Below are 17,304 nucleotides of genomic sequence, written 5' to 3' on the forward strand. Positions count from 1 at the left end.
TCGTTCCTCCCGCTCCGCTGCAGGCGCCGGGCCCTCCACCGGCCCTCCTCCGGCCTCCGCCGCCGGGCCGTCGGCTAGGTTCTCTGCGTGCCGCTGCGCTGCCTCCTCGCCGTCGTCGGCGGCCTCGTGCTCGCGGCGGCCTTCGAGCCGGTGGGGCACTCCTGGGTGATGCCGCCGGCCGTCGCGGCCCTGGTGATCTCCGTGCGCGGCCTGCGACCTCGACACGCCTGGCTGCCCAGCCTGCTGTTCGGCATCGCCTTCATCTACGCCGTCATGGTGTGGATGCGTGCCGTCGGCACCGATGCGTGGCTCGCCATGTGCGCGATGGAGTCGGCGTTCTTCGTCCCCCTCGGCATCGGCCTGTCGTGGAGCACGCGCGTGCGGGCCTGGCCGGTCCCCGCAGCACTCTGGTGGGTGGGCATCGAGACCCTGCGCAGCGGCTTCCCGTTCAGCGGCATGCCCTTCGGCCGCCTCGTGTTCGCCACCGCCGACACCCCGTGGGCCGACGCGATCCCGTGGATCGGGATGACCGGCGCCAGCCTCCTCGTCGCGCTGACCGGCACGGTGCTCGCCTGGCTGCTGCTCGAGGTGCGCTCGCCCACCCGCACGACGTACGCGGCGCTGGCCGGGCTCGCCGTCGTGACGCTGGCGCCCGCGCTGGCCCCGTACCCGCTCGAGCGCACCGGCTCCGCGACGGTCGCCGCCGTGCAGGGCGACGTCCCGGGCACCGGGCTCAACGTGCCGGCCGTGCACCGGGAGGTGACCGCCAACCACGTGCGACTCACCCGCGACCTGGCCACCGAGGTCGCGGCGGGGGAGCGGCCGCGACCCGACTTCGTGGTCTGGCCGGAGAACTCCACCGCCGTCGATCCCTTCCTCGACACCGCGATCAACGCCGGCATCGTCGCGGCGTCCGATGCGATCGGGGTGCCGATCCTCGTCGGCGGCACCAACAGCAACCCGCTCGACGACACGCAGGTGCTCAACCAGGGCATCGTCTACCAGCCGGGCCTCGGCAGTGGCGACCGCTACACCAAGCGCAACCCGGTGCCCTACGGCGAGTACATCCCCTTCCGCGGCAGCAGCTGGATGCCGTCGACCTATGGCCGGCTGACCGAGGTGCCGCGCGACATGGTCCGCGGCACCAGCCTGGAGCCGATCCGGGTGGGGGAGCACCTCGTGGCCGACGCCATCTGCTTCGACGTGGCCTACGACGACGGCCTCGTCGGACAGGTCGCCCGCGGCGCCGAGCTCGTCACGGTGCAGACCAGCAACGCGATGTTCAGCCGGACCGGGCAGGTCGCCCAGCAGTTCGAGATCAGCCGGCTGCGCGCGCTGGAGACCGGCCGCTGGGTCGTGGTCGCGGCGATCAACGGCGTCTCAGGGGTCGTGCGACCGGACGGCACCGTGGTCGCCTCGGCGCCCGCCCGCACCCAGGAGGTGCTCGTGGAGACCGTGGGGCTGAGCACCACGACCACCCCGGCCGTACGCCTCGGGGTCTGGCCCGCGCGTCTCGCGCTGCTCTTCCTGGTCCTGCACACCGCGGCCGTCGTCGTCACCTATCGTCGTCGACGGTCGGGCAGCGGCAACGACGACCCACCCCTCCACCCCGTGGAGCCACTGGAGCGAGGAGGACCCGCGTGAGTGTCGACGGACTCGGCCGATGCGTCATGGTCATCCCGACCTACAACGAGGCCGACAACCTCGAGTGGATCCTCGCACGGCTGCGGCAGGCCCAGCCCGGCGTCGACGTGATGGTCGTGGACGACAACAGCCCCGACGGCACCGGCGACCTCGCCGACGGGCTCGCCGCGGCGGACCCGGCGATCAGCGTCGTGCACCGGACCGAGAAGGCCGGGCTGGGCGCTGCCTACCTCCACGGCTTCGACGTCGCGCTCCGTGCGGGCTACGACGTCATCGGGGAGATGGACGCCGACGGCTCGCACCAGCCCGAACAGCTCGAGCGCCTCCTCGACGCGCTGCGGACCGCCGACCTGGTCATCGGCTCCCGCTACGTCCCCGGCGGCTCGGTGGTCAACTGGCCGCTCCCGCGCCTGCTGCTGTCGCGGGGCGGCAACCTGTACGTCCGGCTGCTCCTCGGGATCCAGGTGTCGGACGCGACGGCCGGCTTCCGCCTGTTCCGGCGCACGACCCTGGAGGCGATCGACCTTGGGTCGGTGAGGTCTACTGGGTACGTGTTCCAGACCGACCTGGCCTACCGCACGCTCAGCCGCGGGCTCCGGCTCGCCGAGGTGCCGATCGACTTCGTCGAGCGCGAGCGCGGCGACTCCAAGATGAGCGGCCAGGTCGCCCGCGAGTCGCTGCGGAAGATCACCCGCTGGGGCCTGAGCGAGCGGCGCGCCCAGCTGCGACGGCGCTGGTGGCGGTCATGACGCACCCCGCCGCGCCCCGTACGGGTCCGCGCCGCAGGCGCTGGCTGCGTCCCCTCCTCGCCGCCGCGTTCGTGGTGGTGCCGCTGGCCGAGATCTGGGTGATCCTCCAGGTCGGCCAGCTGGTGGGACCGTGGTGGACGATCGTGCTCCTCGTGCTCGACAGCATGGTCGGGGCCTGGCTCATCAAGCGCGAGGGCGGGCGCGCGTGGCAGGCGCTGCGCGCCGCGCTCCAGAACGGCCGGATGCCTGCCCGCGAGATCGCCGACGGCGCGCTCATCCTCATCGGCGGCACGCTCATGCTGAGCCCGGGCTTCGTCCTCGACGTCGCCGGCATCCTGCTGATCCTGCCGTTCACGCGCCCGGTGGCCCGGCGGCTGCTCACCACGGTGGTCGAGCGTCGGCTCGTGGCCGCGCCCGGCTTCGGCCCCGGCTTCGGCGGCCCGTTCGGTCCCGGCTTCGGGCGGCCGGGTGGACAGCCCGGAGGGCGACCCGGAAATGACGGACGCCCCGGCCCCGGGCCCGGAGGCCCGGTGGTCCGGGGCGACGTCGTCGAGTGACGCGTCTCGGCTGAGCCGACGGCTCAGCTGACGCGCTTCTTCTTGTTGGCGCGGTGCAGGTGCGCGGGACCGATCTCGCCCCCGCGCAGCAGCTCGAGGCGCTCCTTGAGGATGTCCTCGAGCTCCTTCTCCGAGCGACGCTCCAGGAGCATGTCCCAGTGCGTGCGGGCCGGCTTCTCGACCTTCTGCTCGGGGAGGATCCCCGCCGTGCTCAGGGCCTCGGCGCCACAGCGCGGGCACTCCCACACGGCCGGGATGTCGGCCTCGACCGACATCGTGACCTCGAAGTCGTGCCCCTGCTTGCACCGGTATCCGACCTGCTGACGTGCTGCGAACTCGATGCCGCGCTCGTCCTCGAAACTCTGGCCGCCGAGCCTCGCGCCACGCAGTGTGCGCTCCGCCACCGTGCCCACCTCCATTGGGTTGCTGACACCCGTAGTGTTGTGTTCGGGTCCTACCAGTGCAACGAGCCAGACCATGGTCTGTGACGCCGCTCGTGACGACGCGGTTCGTGTGCACCGGATCTTCTACAGCCTTCAACGGTAGCGGGGACGTCGCAATTCCGCGGCTTCGTGGGCGGATCCGTCACGCTCAGGCGAGACGAACTTCACCCCCAGGGGTGGAGCTTGCCGAGGAGGAGGCAGGGCACGGCCTCAGATGACCGCCGGGACGTCGTTCCCGGCCTCGCGGATCCCGCGCTCGGTGTCGACGCGGGTCAGCAGCAGCCCGCCGATGACGAAGAAGGCGATGAGCGCGAAGATCGCCGGCCGGTAGGAGTCGGTGACCGCCAGCACGATGCCGAAGGTCGCCGTGCCGAACCAGGACGTCCCGCGGTCCATCGCGTGGTAGAAGCTGAAGTACTCGGCCTCCTTGCCCCGCGGGATGAGCAGCGAGAAGTAGGAGCGGGCGAGCGCCTGGGTGCCGCCGAGGACGATGCCGATCGCGGCACCGAGGACGAGGAAGAACGGCACGTTGCCGGCAGGCAGGAACAGCGCGACGGTCACGATGACGCACCAGATCGCGAGGCCGACGAGGATCGAGCGCTTGGCGCCGAACCGACCGGCGAGGCGTCCGAAGAGCAGCGCGCCGCCGAACGCGACGAACTGGACCATCAGGATGGTGGCGATCAGGATGGTCTGCGAGTGGCCCAGCTCCTCCGAGCCGAAGACCGACGCCGAGGCGATCACGGTCTGGATGCCGTCGTTGAAGAACAGGTAGGCGACCAGGAAGGTGAGGGCCATCGGGTAGTTGCGCAGGTCGCGCAGGGTGGCCGCGAGCTGGCCGAAGCTGCGCCGCAGCGCGTTGCCCTCGACGTGCTCGACGTCGACGGGCGGGTGGTTGCGGAGCTTGAGGAACGGGATCAGCGTGAACCCCGCCCACCATGCGGCGGCGGACAGCATGCACAGCCGTGCGGCGAGGCCCTCGTCGAGGCCGAGCGACTCGTGCCCGAGGTAGACACCGAGGTTGATCACCAGCAGCAGCCCGCCACCGAGGTAGCCGAAGGCCCAGCCGCGCGACGACACGCGATCGCGGTCGTCCTCGTCGGAGATCAGGGGCAGGATCGAGTCGTTGACCACCCCGGCAGCACCGAAGAACAGGTTGCCGAAGACGATGCCGACGGCTGCGAGGAGCCAGTTGTCCCCGGTGGCGAAGAAGATGAGCGAGGCGAAGAATGCACCCGTCCACGCCAGCGTCGCCAGCAGCCGCTTCTTGTTGGCCACGCGGTCGGCGTACGCGCCCAGCGGCGGCAGGATGAGGGCGGAGAGGATGGTCGAGACCGTGATCAGCCAGAAGAACAGGGAGTCTGGCGGGAGCGACAGCCCGCCGAGCTCGAAGCGCCCGTCCTCGCCGCCGACCGCGTTCTCGGCGAGGCTGATGAAGTAGGGACCGAAGAAGACGGTGCCGATCGTCGTGGTGTAGGCGCTGTTGGCCCAGTCGTACCAGTACCAGGCCTTCTGCTCCCGGGCCTGCGCCAACGGCTCGAGGTCGGCGATGCCGCCACCCGTCACGACGCGGTCGTTGCTCATGCCTCACCCTCCATGCGGCCCTCCGCGGGGCCGTTCCACTGTCCGCGGGCGCGGAGCACGTCCCTGAGTATGTCCGTGCGATCAGTCATGATGCCGTCGACACCACGGTCGAGGAGGGTGTTCATCTCGATCGGGTCGTCGATCGTCCACACGTGCACCTGCACGCCGGCCGCACGCGCGCGCCGTACGAGCCCGGCCGACGCCACCAGCAGTCGGCCCTGGCGGTGCGGGACCTGCAGCGCCACCGGTCGCCCGCGGGTGAGCCACCGGGCGAGCCGGGCACTGGGGGAGAGGACGAACGCAGCGACCTCCAGCGGGTGCGCCGACGTGGCGACCCGGCCCCGCGTACGCCGGCGGAAGGCCGTCATCCGCCGGGCGGAGAACGAGCCGACCAGCAACCGGCCCCAGGCGTCGCGCTCCTCGACGAAGGCCGCGAGCGCCTCGACGGCGCCCGCGGACTTCAGGTCGATGTTGAAGCGTGCGTCCGGGAACGCGTCGAAGAGCTCCGCCAGCGTCGGCACCCGCTCGCGGCCGCCGATCAGCGCTTGCTGCACCTCGGCGTAGGTCGTGTCGCTGATCCGGCCGGTGCGGTCGGTGACCCGGTCGAGCACCGTGTCGTGGAAGGCCAGCAGGACGCCGTCGCTGGTGACGTGGACGTCGGTCTCGAGGTAGGTGTAGCCGAGGTCCACGGCGTGCGCGAAGGCCGCCAGGGTGTTCTCGAGACCCTCGATCTCGGGGTGGTACGCCCCGCCGCGGTGCGCGAAGGCCAGCGGACGGGGCGAGTCGAGGTAGGCCGATCTGGAAGGGGCCGGTGAGTTCACGGGGAGAAGTATGGGGTGCAGCGGTACCGTCTGGGGATGGAGAGCATGACGTGTCCCCGATGTGGCGTCGAGATGGACGAGAAGACCCTCGGCGAGGCGACGGTGAGCCAGTGTCCTGACGGGCATGGAGTGTTCCTGGCGCGCGCCGACCTGGGCCTGCTGATCGAGGCGGAGAACGACTGGCACCGCAACGCCGGCCAGCACACGGCTCCGCTGCCGAGGATCACCGCCGACATGACGGCCCCGCCGAACATCGGCAAGGTCTCGCGGGCGTGGGTCGAGACGCTGTTTGGTTGAGCAGCCCGCCCCTCGCTGGTCGATGTGCGAGGAGCGCCAGCGACGAGCCTCGACACCATCTGTCCGGTGACGTGAGATCTCGAGGCGGCGCCGGCTGCCCGTCTCAGATGTCCCTGAACGTCTCGATGTTGGCGCCGAGCTCGTTGAGCCGCTCGGCGAGGTCCTCGTAGCCACGGTGGATGACGTAGGTCGAGCGCAGCACACTGCGACCCTTCGAAGCGAGCATCGCGATGAGCAGCACGACCGCCGGGCGCAGCGCCGGCGGGCAGACGATCTCGGCACCGGAGAAGTGGGTCGGGCCCTCGACGAGCACGCGGTGCGGGTCGAGGAGCTTGACCTGCGCGCCGAGCTTGTTGAGCTCGGTGAGGTAGATCGCGCGGTTCTCGTAGACCCAGTCGTGCAGCAGGGTCTGCCCCTCGGCCACGGCCGCGATGACCGCGAAGAACGGCAGGTTGTCGATGTTGAGGCCGGGGAACGGCATCGGGTGGATCTTGTCGAGCGGCGCCCGCAGGTCAGAGGGGTGCGTGGTGATGTCGACCAGGCGGGTCTCGCCGTTGAGGGCGACGTACTCCTCCGAGCGGTCGTAGCGGAAGCCCATCTCCTCCAGGGTGGCGAGCTCGATCTCGAGGAACTCGATCGGTGCGCGGCGGATGACGATCGACGACCGGGTGACGATGGCGGCCGCGAGGAGCGACATCGCCTCGATGGGGTCCTCGGACGGCGCGTAGTCGACGTCCACGTCGATGGAGGCGCGGCCGGTCACCCGGAGCGTGGTGGTGCCGATGCCCTCGACGTCGACGCCGAGCTTGCGGAGGTAGAAGCAGAGGTCCTGGACCATGTAGTTGGACGAGGCGTTGCGGATCACCGTGGTGCCCGGGTGCAGCGCGGCGGCCATGAGGGCGTTCTCGGTGACGGTGTCCCCGCGCTCGGTGAGCACGATCGGACGCTCCGGCTCGATGGCCCGGTTGACGCTCGCGTGGTAGGCGCCGTCGGTGGCCTTGACGTCGAGGCCGAACGGACGCAGCGCCGACATGTGCGGCTCCACGGTCCGCTCGCCGAGGTTGCAGCCGCCGGCGTAGGGGAGCTCGAACTCGTCGTAGCGGTGCAGGAGCGGGCCCAGGAACATGATCACCGAGCGGGTACGGCGCGCAGCGGCCTCGTCGATGGCAGCGAGGTTGAGGTCGGCCGGCGGGACGATCTCGAGGTCGTTGTCCTCGTTGAGCCAGCGGGTGGCCACGCCGAGGGAGTTGAGCACCTCGAGCAGGCGGTTGACCTCCTCGATGCGCGCGACCTTGCGCAGCGTCGTACGGCCCTTGTTGAGCAGCGAGGCGCACAGCAGCGCGACGCCGGCGTTCTTGGAGGTCTTGACGTCGATCGAGCCGGAGAGGGTGGTGGGTCCGTCGACGCGCAGGTGCGTCGGACCGGCGCCCAGCGCGACGATCTCGGAGTCGAGGGCGGCGCCGATGCGGGCGAGCATCTCCAGGGAGAGGTTCTGGTGGCCCTTCTCGATGCGGTTGATGGCGCTCTGGCTCGTGCCGAGCAGCTCGGCGAGCTGGTGCTGGGTGAGCCCGCGGTGCTTGCGGGCGTCGCGGATGAGGTTGCCGATGCGACCCTTGTAGTCAGCCATGACGCCTAAGGTATCTCAGATATGAGATAAAGCCATTCGGGGCCCTTCCCAGGGGTGTCGACCGGCCGCCCGGGTCACCCGGCGCGTGGCAGGATCCGAGCATGCGCGCAACCACCATCCACGCCCCCGGCGACATCCGCTTCGAGGACGTGCCGGACCCCCGCATCGAGGAGCCCACGGACGCGATCGTCAAGGTCGTGGCCGGCTGCATCTGCGGCTCGGACCTCTGGCCCTACCGCGGCGCCAACGACATCGACGCAGGGGCGACCATCGGCCACGAGTGCGTGGGCGTCATCGAGGAGGTCGGTCCCGACGTCCGGGACTTCGTGCCGGGCGACTTCGTCATCGTGCCATTCTGCCACTGCGACAACACCTGCCCGCACTGCCGGGCCGGCGTCCAGTCCGTGTGCGACAACCTGGGCTTCACCTCCAGCGGGCAGGGGGAGTACGCCCGGGTGACCCAGGCCGACGGCAGCCTGGTCAAGACCGACGGGATGCCGGACGCGTCCTTGGTCCCGTCCCTCCTCGCACTGTCCGACGTCATGGCCACCGGCTGGCACGCGGCGGTGGCCGCCGGCGTCCAGCCGGGCGGCACGGCCGTCGTGATCGGCGACGGAGCCGTGGGCCTGTGCGGCGTGCTCGCCGCCGCACAGCTCGGCGCCGAGCGTGTCATCGCGATGTCGCGCCACGAGCCGCGCCAGGAGATCGCCCGCGCGTTCGGCGCGACGGACGTCGTCGCCGAGCGCGGCAAGGAGGGCGGCGCGCGGATCGCGGACCTCACGGACGGCATCGGCGCGGACGCGGTGCTCGAGTGCGTCGGCACCGACGAGGCGATGAAGACCGCCTTCGCGATCGCCCGGCCGGGCTCCACCGTCGGCTTCGTCGGCGTGCCGCACGGCGTCGAGCTGCCGGTGCGCCGGATGTTCCAGAAGAACGTGGGTCTCGCCGGCGGCATGGCGCCGGTGCGCCACTACCTGCCCGACCTGCTCGAGCGGGTGCTGTCGGGGGCGATCGACCCCGGAAAGGTCTTCGACCTCACGCTGCCGATGGCGGAGGCCGCCGAGGGCTACCGCGCGATGGACGAGCGTCGCGCGATCAAGGTCCTCCTCCAGCCATGAGCGGCCAGGACGGTGCACCTGAGGGCCGGCTGCGCCTGGGCCCGCTGCTGCGCTACGTCGACGACACCTCGGCCGCCGTGTGGGTCGAGACCGAGGACCCGGCCACCGTCACCGTGACCCGTGGCGACACCTCGGCCACCGCTCGTACGTTCACCGTGCACGACCACCACTACGCGCTCGTCGAGCTCGACGGCCTGGCACCCGGCACCACCGAGCCCTACACGGTCACGATCGACGAGGGGCAGGTGTGGCCTCCCACCGGCTCGCCGTTCCCCCCTCCCGTGATCGCGACGCTGGAGCCCGGTCGGCCGCTGCGGATGGCCTTCGGCTCCTGCCGCACCTCGTTCACCCACGACGAGGAGGGCAACCGCACCCACGGCGTCGACGCGCTGCGGGCCTGGGCCCTGCGCACGGCGGACCAGGTCGCCGCGGCCGACCCCGACGACCCCGACCTCGCACCCGACCGCCTCCCCGACCTGGTGCTGTTCCTCGGCGACCAGGTCTACGCCGACGAGACCACCGCCGAGATGAAGGAGTTCATCGAGTCGCGCCGCGACATCGAGCAGCCCCCGTGGACCGAGCTCCAGGACTACGAGGAGTACGCCCACCTCTACCGGCTGGCGTGGTCGGACCCGGCCAACCGCTGGCTGCTGTCCACCGTGCCGAGCGCGATGATCTTCGACGACCACGACATCCGCGACGACTGGAACACCTCGCTCGACTGGCGGCGCGAGATGGAGGCGACGTCGTGGTGGCACGGGCGCATCGTCGCCGGCCTGGCGTCCTACTGGGTCTACCAGCACCTCGGCAACATGTCGCCGGCCGAGCGCGAGCACGACGAGGTCTACCAAGCGGTGCGCGCGCACCGGGGGCACGACGAGCAGGACCTCGGCCCGCTCCTCGACGCCTTCGCCGCCCGCGTCGACCAGCAGCCGCAGACCTACCGCTGGAGCTACACCCGCGACTTCGACACCCAGGCCAGGCTGGTGGTCGTCGACTCGCGGGCGGCCCGGCAGCTCGACCCCGACAACCGGGCGATGCTCGACCCGGACGAGGCGGCCTGGCTCGACGAGCAGCTGCGCGGCGACGTCGACCACCTGCTGATCGGCACGTCGCTGCCGTTCCTTCTGGCCCGCGGGCTGCACCACCTCGAGGCGTTCAGCGAGGCGCTCGCCCAGGGAGCGTGGGGCGATCGGGGCGGCAGGCTGGGGGAGAAGCTGCGCCAGGTGGTCGACCTCGAGCACTGGGGAGCCTTCCAGAACAGCTTCCAGGAGGTCGCGCGGCAGGCCATGGAGGTGGCCGCGGGGCGGCGCGGGAAGGCCCCCTCGACGGTGACCTTCCTGTCGGGCGACGTCCACCACAGCTACGTCAGCGAGGCGCGCCCGGCGCACGGCGGGCCGCGCCTGCAGTCGACGATCCTGCAGGCGGTCTGCTCCCCCATCCGCAACCCGCTCTCGCGCAACATGCGCTTCGCGACCGCGGTGCTCTCCTACGGCGTCGCCGGCCCGGTCGGGCGCCTCGCGTCGAGGTCGACCCGCGTGCCCGACGCGCCGCTCGCCTGGACGTACGCCGAGGGGCCGTGGTTCGACAACAACCTGGCGTTCCTGCGGCTCAACGGTCCCAGCCTGAAGATGTGGTGGGCGACCGGCGAGGTCATCGACGACCACCAGCGCCCCCGGCTGGCCAAGGTCGCCAGCTACGAGCTCGACGAGGACGGCCGTCCGCCGGCCCACGACAAGGTGCGCGAGCGCCTGGTCCGCGGACTGCGGCGGCGCTACCGCGACAAGGTCAAGGACCGGGTCAGACAGCGCTGAGCAGGCGGTCGCGGCCGCGCGCGCAGTCGCAGGTGTCCGAGCACGGCAGGTAGGTGTGCAGCGCGTGTCCGCACCCGGTGCACGGCAGGTCGTGCGAGAGGTGGACCGAGCTGGTCTCGACGGTGTCCCACATGGGGCGTCCTCCTTCCTGCCACGAGCAGTCGGTCGGCCGGCGCCGACCCGTTGCTTCCTTGACGTCGAGGGTCGCACCGGATGACGCGACTTCGCCGGGAACTCGCCCTGGAATGCCCGATCTGGGGCAGGAATGACCCGTTCGGGCCATCCGCGCGTGGTCCGTCCGGTCCCGGTCCGTCGTCCTAGGATCACCGCCATGGCCGCCCGTCCGCACGAGCTCTCGCCGCGGCAGGCGCGGCGCATCGCCGTCCGCGCACAGCTGCTGGCCGCGGACCGCCCCGACGACGTGCTGGACACGGTGCGCCACCTCGGGTTCCTCCAGGTCGACCTGACCCGGGTGGTCGCCCAGCATGCCGACCTCGCTCTGTGGTCCCGGCTGGGGAGCTCGTACGAGCCGCAGCACCTCGAGGAGCTGGTGGGCAACGGCGCGCTGGTCGAGCTCAGGGCGATGCTGCGCCCCAGCGAGGACATCGCCCTGTTCCGTGCGGACATGGACGCGTGGCCCGGTGAGCCGCCGTTGAAGGAGTGGCAGGAGGACTTGCGCGACTGGGTCGCGGCCAACGACGGGTGTCGCCGGGAGGTCCTGGCGCTTCTCCGGTCCGAGGGTCCGACCCCGGCACGGGACCTGCCCGACAGCTGTGAGGTGCCGTGGCGATCGACCGGCTGGACCAACGACAAGAACGTCATGAAGCTCCTCGAGTGCCTGGAGGCTCGAGGTGAGGTGGCGGTCGCCTCGCGCGAGGGCCGCGAGCGGCGGTGGGACCTCGCCGAGCGGATCCACCCCGGCGACCCCGCCGTACCGGCTGAGGAGGCCCACCGGGTGCTGGCCGGACGCCGCCTGCGCTCGCTCGGCATCGCCCGCCAGCGCGCCCTGGAGGCCTGGGACGAGCGCCACGACGTGCGCGACACCGGGGAGCCGGCCCGCATCGAGGGCGTACGCGGGCTGTGGCGGGTCGACCCCGACCGGCTCGCCGACCTGGGGGACTTCGAGGGGCGTACGGCGGTGCTGTCCCCGCTGGACCGGCTCGTCTTCGACCGCAAGCGGATGGAGGACGTCTTCGGCTTCGACTACCAGCTGGAGATGTACAAGCCCGCGGTCAAGCGCAGGTGGGGCTACTGGGCGATGCCCGTGCTCGACGGCGACGAGCTCGTCGGCAAGGTGGACGCCACCGCGGACCGCGAGGGCGGGGTCCTCATCGTCGACGCCGTCCACGAGGACGGCGACTGGTCGACCGCGCGTCGCCGGCGGGTCGCGTCCGAGGTCGAGGCGCTGGGGCAGTGGCTCGGGCTCGAGGTCGTACGCCCCTGACGGCCGAACGGCTCAAAGGCTCCGCAGCACGGCGAGGTCGAGCGTCTCCTCCGAGCCGCCGATCGTCCCGGTGAGGCGCGGTCCGTCTCCCAGCGGCGTCCCCACGATCCGGGCGACGGCGATCTCCACGGGCCCGGCGGTCACCACGGTGGCCGCGCCGTCGGCGGACACCTCGTCGGTCACGGCGTCGATGGCGGTGACCACGGGCGCCGCGTCCTCGCGCCCGCTGCCGCGCACCTGCATGCGGGCGGGCACGTCGATGCGCTCGCCGTCGTCGCCGACGAGGAACATCTGCGACTGACGCTCGCCGGCGACGATCGCCGCGGTCAGCGTCGCGGCCCAGACGGGGTCACCGCAGCCGTCGTAGACCCAGCGCTCGCCGAGCACGGAGTGGTCGGTGGTGGTGATCAGGTGCTCCTCCGCGCCGGCCAGGGGCTCGGCGCGGTAGGTCAGCGGCGTCTGGACGACGGAGCCGTCGTCGAGTCGCCACAGGATGGTCTCGACGCCGACCTCGCCCTCGGGATCGTCGTAGCGGTACTCCGCGACCTTCTCGGCGATGGTCCGTCCGACGGCCCACGAGCGGCTCGGCAGCCACCTCTCGACGATCTCCTGCTTGGACGGGGTGAGCGTGGCGCGGTGGACGATTCCCATGTCCCGAGACTAGGACCCGTCGAACCCGAGCGCTTCGGCCAGCCCGCGTGGGTCGCTCACCGAGAGCGTCGCGCCGGGGTGGGTGATCGTGGCGGTGGGGTCGATGGCGGGGACGGGCTCACGGAAGGCGAGGCACAGCGCTGCGTCGCCGTTGGTGGTGAACGAGACGCCGCGGTCGCTGAACGACAGGTGCGGCGGGCCGGCGGTCCTCACGAACGCGAAGCCACCCGTCACCTCCGCCGAGGCGACGTTGTCGCGCGGGGTCGCCAGGCGCCACGGGCCGTAGCGGACGTAGAGCCAGCCCGGGCCGACCTCGACGGCCGTGGTGCCCGGCCGGATCCCGAACGGTCGCCCCGCGAGGGCGTACGACGGGGCGAACGCGAAGTCGAACGACCGCACCGCCTCAGGGGTCGTGTCGGCGCCACCCGTGGAGCCGACGAGCCGGCGCAGGGCGATCGCCGCCGGGATGCGATAGGGCTGCACGACGCTCGCCGCCGGCGGGTGGACCCGCAGCAGCGCCCGGCTGCCGCCACCCGGAGCCGGCAGCACGTGGTGGTCCATCCGCACCGTGGCCGGGCCCCGGCCGACCTCCCACGCCCACGTCCGCAGTCTGGCGTCGAGGTCGGTGATGCGGAAGTCCACGGCGACGCCCGCGGGCCCGTGGAGGCGTCCCGTCGTGCCCACGGCCAGCACCGCCGTGTCGGTCTGGACGTCCCGGACCTGCGGAGCCCAGACGGGCCACTCGACCGGGTCGGTGAACCGGCGCCACACCTCGTCGGGGTGGGCCGGTCCGTACGCCTCGACCAGCACGTCAGGCCTCCTTCTGCGAGCCGCTCAGAGGATGACCGTGTCGTTGTCGCCCAGGTCGGGCTCGGCGTCGACGACCAGGCCCTTGGCGAGCTGGAGGGCGACCTTGACCTTGCCGGGGGACTCCCAGTACTCCGCTGTCGCACCGTCGACCTCGAGCAGCACGGGAGACCCAGCCGCTCTTGCCGGAGTAGGCCACGTTGACGCGCGGGTCGGCCTCGATCGCCCGCACCTTGTCGGTGTCGCGCTCGGTGATGAACCACGTCGTCCCCGGCTCGTCGAAGTCCTGCGTGCCCATCGGCGTCGAGACCAGCGCGCCCTGCAACGACACGTAGGTCAGCATCGCGATGTCGGTGTCCTTCATGATCTCGGCGACGGTGCCGAGCTGGTCGTCGTGGGTCGTCATGCCCGCGACCATGGCACGCGGGTCCCAGCGGCTGCCTCATCCACCGGGGCGGTCGGTCACGTCCGGGCCCCGGGCCGCGTCGTACTGGCAGGATGGCCCCGCCACGGGAGGAGATGCACAGCATGACGAGCAGCATGACGAGCAGCACGACCACCACCAGCACCACGAGCAGCAGGACCGCAGGCACGGGGCACGCAGCCGACGACCACGCGCTGATCCGCGTCGAGGGAGCCCGGGAGAACAACCTCAAGAACGTCAGCGTCGAGCTGCCCAAGAGGCGCCTGACCGTCTTCACGGGGGTGTCCGGGTCCGGCAAGAGCTCGCTGGTGTTCGCCACGATCGCCGCCGAGTCGCAGCGACTGATCAACGAGACCTACAGCGCGTTCGTCCAGGGCTTCATGCCGACCCTGTCGCGGCCGGACGTGGACCACCTCGAGGGCCTGACGACGGCGATCATCGTCGACCAGGAGCGGATGGGTGCCAACCCCCGCTCGACCGTCGGCACCGCCACCGACGCCAACGCGATGCTGCGGATCCTCTTCAGCAGGCTCGGGGACCCGTACGTCGGGCCGCCGACGGCGTACTCGTTCAACGTCCCGACCCGCAAGGCCAGCGGGATGATGACCACCGAGAAGGGCGGCCGCACCGAGCGTCGCATCGCCAAGCAGGAGGTCTACCTCGGTGGCATGTGCCCGCGCTGCGAGGGCATGGGCAAGGTCAACGACATCGACCGCACGGCGCTCTACGACGAGGACAAGTCGCTCTCGGACGGTGCGCTGACGGTGCCGGGCTACTCGATGGACGGGTGGTACGGCCGGCTGTTCGAGGGCATGGGCCTGCCGATGGACAAGCCGATCCGGTCGTTCACCAAGAAGCAGCTCGAGACGATGCTGTGGGCCGAGCCGACCAAGATCAAGGTCGAGGGCGTCAACCTGACGTTCAACGGCATCATCCCGCAGATCCAGAAGTCGATGCTGTCCAAGGACCCCGAGGCGATGCAGCCCCACATCCGGCGCTTCGTGGAGCGGGCGGTGACCTTCCAGACCTGCCCCGACTGCGAGGGCACGCGGCTCACGCCCGAGGCGCGGAGGTCGAAGATCCGCGGGAGGTCGATCGCCGACCTGTGCGAGATGCAGATCAGCGACCTCGCCGACTGGGTCCGCGAGCTGGACGAGCCCTCCGTGGCACCGCTGCTGAAGGGGCTGCAGCACCTGCTCGACTCGTTCTCCGAGATCGGTCTGGGCTACCTCTCGCTCGACCGGCCCGCAGGCACCCTGTCCGGCGGCGAGGCCCAGCGCACCAAGATGATCCGTCACCTGGGGTCGTCGCTGACCGACGTCACGTACGTCTTCGACGAGCCCACCATCGGGCTGCACCCGCACGACATCGAGCGGATGAACAACCTCCTCCTGCAGCTGCGCGACAAGGGCAACACGGTGCTCGTCGTCGAGCACAAGCCCGAGACGATCCAGATCGCGGACCACGTCGTCGACATCGGCCCGGCGGCGGGTGCCGCCGGCGGCGAGATCTGCTTCGAGGGGGACGTCGACGGCCTGCGCGCCAGCGACACGGTCACCGGCAATCACCTCGACGACCGCGCTCGGCTCAAGGAGTCCGTACGCGCGGCGACGGGTGCGATGGAGGTGCGCGGGGCCTCGACGCACAACCTCAAGGACGTCGACGTCGACGTGCCGCTCGGGCTGCTGACCGTCGTCACCGGCGTGGCGGGGTCCGGGAAGAGCTCGCTGATCCACGGCTCGCTGGCGGGCCGCGACGAGGTCGTCGTGATCGACCAGGGCGCGATCAAGGGCTCGCGCCGCAGCAACCCCGCCACGTACACCGGTCTGCTCGAGCCGATCCGCAAGGCCTTCGCGAAGGCGAACGGCGTCAAGCCGGCGCTCTTCAGCTCCAACTCCGAGGGTGCGTGCTCGACCTGCAACGGCGCCGGCGTGATCTTCACCGAGCTCGGCCCGATGGCGACCGTCGAGTCGCCCTGCGAGGAGTGCGAGGGCCGCCGCTTCAAGGCCGAGGTGCTGGAGTACACCCTCGGCGGCAAGGACATCGCCGAGGTGCACGAGATGTCGGTGGTGGACGCCCTCGAGCTGTTCAGCGACGGCGAGGCGAGGATCCCGGCCGCGGTGAAGGTGCTCGAGCGGCTCGCCGACGTCGGCCTCGGCTACCTCTCGCTCGGCCAGCCCCTGACCACCCTCTCCGGCGGCGAGCGCCAGCGGCTCAAGCTCGCCACGCAGATGGGTGAGAAGGGCGACGTCTACATCCTCGACGAGCCCACCACGGGCCTGCACCTCGCCGACGTGGAGAACCTCCTCGCCCTGCTGGACCGGCTCGTCGACTCCGGCAAGTCGGTGATCGTCATCGAGCACCACCAGGCCGTGATGGCGCACGCCGACTGGATCATCGACCTCGGCCCGGGAGCCGGCCACGACGGCGGCACGGTCGTCTTCGAGGGGCCGCCCGCCGAGATGGTGGCGGCGAAGGACCCGACGCTGACCGCCCAGCACCTCGCTGCCTACGTCGGCGCCTGATGCTGCTGATCCACGGCCTCGGCGCGACCGGCGCGGTCTGGCGCGGAACCGCCGCAGCGTACGGAGGGCCGGCACTGGCTCCTGACCTGCCGGGCCACGGGACGGCGGGATGGGCGACGACCTACTCGTTCGCCGCGCACGCCGAGGCGCTGCTCCAGCTGCTCGAGCGCTTCGACGCGCCCGTGCCCGTGCTCGGGCACTCGATGGGCGGCGTCGTCGCGCTGGAGCTGGCGCGCCTCGCCCCGGCCCGGGTCGAGAGGGTCGTGGCGCTCGGGGTCAAGGTCTCCTGGCCACCGGAGGACGCCGCCCGCGCGCTGACGATGGCGGACCGGCCGGTGGCGACGTACGACACGAGGGCAGAGGCCGTCGACCGCTTCCTGCGGGTCTCCGGGCTGGCGGGCCTCGTCGGCGTGGACGACGCGCTGGTCGACGACGCCGTCGTGGACCGAGCGGCTGTGGGGGAGGGGAGCGGGTGGCGGCTCGCGCAGGACCCCCGCACGTTCGGGGTCGGCGTCCCCGACATGGCCGGGCTCCTCGCCGGCGTCTCGTGCCCGGTGGTCCTGGCCCGCGGCGAGCACGACCCGATGGTGTCGCGCGCCGACCTCGCCGAACTGACGCCCCATCCGGTCACGCTGCCGGGCCTGGGTCACAACGCGCACGTCGAGGACCCGACCGCCGTGCTGGCGCTGGCGCTGGCCTGACCAGCGGCGGTCGTGGGGATCCGCCAACGCACGGGACCTATGGCTCTGGACACCGGTTACGTCCCGACGTGGACTGGTGCCGAGACAGGAGGTGATCC

Annotated in this window: 17 protein-coding genes and 1 pseudogene; 9 read left to right on the forward strand and 9 right to left on the reverse strand. The window is 71.5% G+C overall.

The window, feature by feature from the left end:
- The first annotated feature begins 87 nt into the window (after window positions 1-87).
- From lnt to EXE59_RS18240, 3 genes are read left to right on the forward strand one after another with little or no spacing between them, the layout of a single operon-like run.
- A complete protein-coding gene (gene lnt / locus EXE59_RS18230; protein WP_135840170.1) occupies window positions 88-1,644 on the forward strand; it encodes an apolipoprotein N-acyltransferase in 1,557 nt (518 codons plus the stop codon).
- Window positions 1,641-2,393, forward strand: a complete 753-nt coding sequence (locus tag EXE59_RS18235) for a polyprenol monophosphomannose synthase (RefSeq protein WP_246056882.1) — start codon at window positions 1,641-1,643, stop codon at window positions 2,391-2,393. The genes lnt and EXE59_RS18235 overlap by 4 nt, the downstream gene beginning before the upstream one ends.
- On the forward strand, window positions 2,390-2,950 hold the full coding sequence (locus EXE59_RS18240) for an FxsA family protein (RefSeq protein WP_135840171.1): 561 nt from the start codon (window positions 2,390-2,392) through the stop codon (window positions 2,948-2,950). Before EXE59_RS18235 ends, EXE59_RS18240 begins: the two co-directional genes overlap by 4 nt.
- Before the next feature lie 23 nt (window positions 2,951-2,973).
- On the opposite strand, the gene EXE59_RS18245 is transcribed toward EXE59_RS18240, so the two are convergent.
- From EXE59_RS18245 to EXE59_RS18255, 3 genes are all read right to left on the reverse strand, one after another.
- On the reverse strand, window positions 2,974-3,354 hold the full coding sequence (locus tag EXE59_RS18245) for an RNA polymerase-binding protein RbpA (protein ID WP_135840172.1): 381 nt from the start codon (window positions 3,352-3,354) through the stop codon (window positions 2,974-2,976).
- Between the two features lie 249 nt (window positions 3,355-3,603).
- Window positions 3,604-4,977 carry an MFS transporter gene (locus tag EXE59_RS18250; RefSeq protein ID WP_135840173.1) on the reverse strand — a complete coding sequence of 458 codons (1,374 nt, stop codon included), beginning with the start codon at window positions 4,975-4,977 and terminating at the stop codon, window positions 3,604-3,606.
- Window positions 4,974-5,798 carry a glycerophosphodiester phosphodiesterase family protein gene (locus EXE59_RS18255; protein WP_135840174.1) on the reverse strand — a complete coding sequence of 275 codons (825 nt, stop codon included), beginning with the start codon at window positions 5,796-5,798 and terminating at the stop codon, window positions 4,974-4,976. Before EXE59_RS18255 ends, EXE59_RS18250 begins: the two co-directional genes overlap by 4 nt.
- Window positions 5,799-5,843: 45 nt before the next feature.
- On the opposite strand from EXE59_RS18255, the gene EXE59_RS18260 reads away from it, so the two are divergent.
- Entirely contained in the window at window positions 5,844-6,095 is a 252-nt protein-coding gene (locus tag EXE59_RS18260; RefSeq protein WP_246056884.1) for a TFIIB-type zinc ribbon-containing protein, read from the forward strand.
- Between the two features lie 103 nt (window positions 6,096-6,198).
- On the opposite strand, the gene EXE59_RS18265 is transcribed toward EXE59_RS18260, so the two are convergent.
- The gene (locus tag EXE59_RS18265; RefSeq protein ID WP_135840176.1) at window positions 6,199-7,722 is read right to left on the reverse strand and encodes a helix-turn-helix domain-containing protein; all 1,524 of its coding nucleotides are present in this window, start codon (window positions 7,720-7,722) and stop codon (window positions 6,199-6,201) included.
- A gap of 101 nt (window positions 7,723-7,823) precedes the next feature.
- Between EXE59_RS18265 and EXE59_RS18270 the strand changes: the two genes are divergently transcribed.
- Together EXE59_RS18270 and EXE59_RS18275 are read left to right on the forward strand one after the other, a co-directional pair.
- Window positions 7,824-8,840, forward strand: a complete 1,017-nt coding sequence (locus EXE59_RS18270) for a zinc-dependent alcohol dehydrogenase family protein (RefSeq protein WP_135840177.1) — start codon at window positions 7,824-7,826, stop codon at window positions 8,838-8,840.
- Entirely contained in the window at window positions 8,837-10,654 is a 1,818-nt protein-coding gene (locus tag EXE59_RS18275) for an alkaline phosphatase D family protein (RefSeq protein ID WP_135840178.1), read from the forward strand. Before EXE59_RS18270 ends, EXE59_RS18275 begins: the two co-directional genes overlap by 4 nt.
- On the opposite strand, the gene EXE59_RS23910 is transcribed toward EXE59_RS18275, so the two are convergent.
- Window positions 10,641-10,787: a hypothetical protein gene (locus EXE59_RS23910; protein WP_165356004.1), complete on the reverse strand. Its 147-nt coding sequence runs from the start codon at window positions 10,785-10,787 to the stop codon at window positions 10,641-10,643. The two genes, EXE59_RS18275 and EXE59_RS23910, sit on opposite strands and share 14 nt — an antisense overlap.
- Window positions 10,788-10,985: 198 nt before the next feature.
- Between EXE59_RS23910 and EXE59_RS18280 the strand changes: the two genes are divergently transcribed.
- Window positions 10,986-12,098, forward strand: coding sequence for a DNA glycosylase AlkZ-like family protein (locus EXE59_RS18280; protein WP_135840179.1), 1,113 nt, complete (start codon window positions 10,986-10,988; stop codon window positions 12,096-12,098).
- Window positions 12,099-12,110: 12 nt separating this feature from the next.
- On the opposite strand, the gene EXE59_RS18285 is transcribed toward EXE59_RS18280, so the two are convergent.
- The 4 genes and pseudogenes from EXE59_RS18285 to EXE59_RS25155 all read right to left on the reverse strand — a co-directional run.
- A complete protein-coding gene (locus EXE59_RS18285) occupies window positions 12,111-12,749 on the reverse strand; it encodes a CG0192-related protein (RefSeq protein ID WP_135840180.1) in 639 nt (212 codons plus the stop codon).
- A gap of 9 nt (window positions 12,750-12,758) precedes the next feature.
- Window positions 12,759-13,559, reverse strand: a complete 801-nt coding sequence (locus EXE59_RS18290; RefSeq protein WP_135840181.1) for an SRPBCC family protein — start codon at window positions 13,557-13,559, stop codon at window positions 12,759-12,761.
- Between the two features lie 24 nt (window positions 13,560-13,583).
- Window positions 13,584-13,721 carry a pyridoxamine 5'-phosphate oxidase family protein gene (locus EXE59_RS24545; RefSeq protein ID WP_246056886.1) on the reverse strand — a complete coding sequence of 46 codons (138 nt, stop codon included), beginning with the start codon at window positions 13,719-13,721 and terminating at the stop codon, window positions 13,584-13,586.
- A gap of 61 nt (window positions 13,722-13,782) precedes the next feature.
- Window positions 13,783-13,974, reverse strand: a pseudogene (locus EXE59_RS25155) (pyridoxamine 5'-phosphate oxidase family protein); the annotation flags it as partial.
- A 122-nt stretch (window positions 13,975-14,096) separates the two neighbouring features.
- Between EXE59_RS25155 and EXE59_RS18300 the strand changes: the two are divergent.
- Complete coding sequence (locus tag EXE59_RS18300; protein ID WP_135841390.1) at window positions 14,097-16,505, forward strand: ATP-binding cassette domain-containing protein; 2,409 nt, start codon at window positions 14,097-14,099, stop codon at window positions 16,503-16,505.
- A complete protein-coding gene (locus tag EXE59_RS18305; RefSeq protein ID WP_135840182.1) occupies window positions 16,505-17,206 on the forward strand; it encodes an alpha/beta fold hydrolase in 702 nt (233 codons plus the stop codon). Before EXE59_RS18300 ends, EXE59_RS18305 begins: the two co-directional genes overlap by 1 nt.
- Window positions 17,207-17,304 lie beyond the last annotated feature (98 nt).

The organism is Nocardioides eburneiflavus (assembly GCF_004785795.1).
GTDB lineage: Bacteria > Actinomycetota > Actinomycetes > Propionibacteriales > Nocardioidaceae > Nocardioides > Nocardioides eburneiflavus.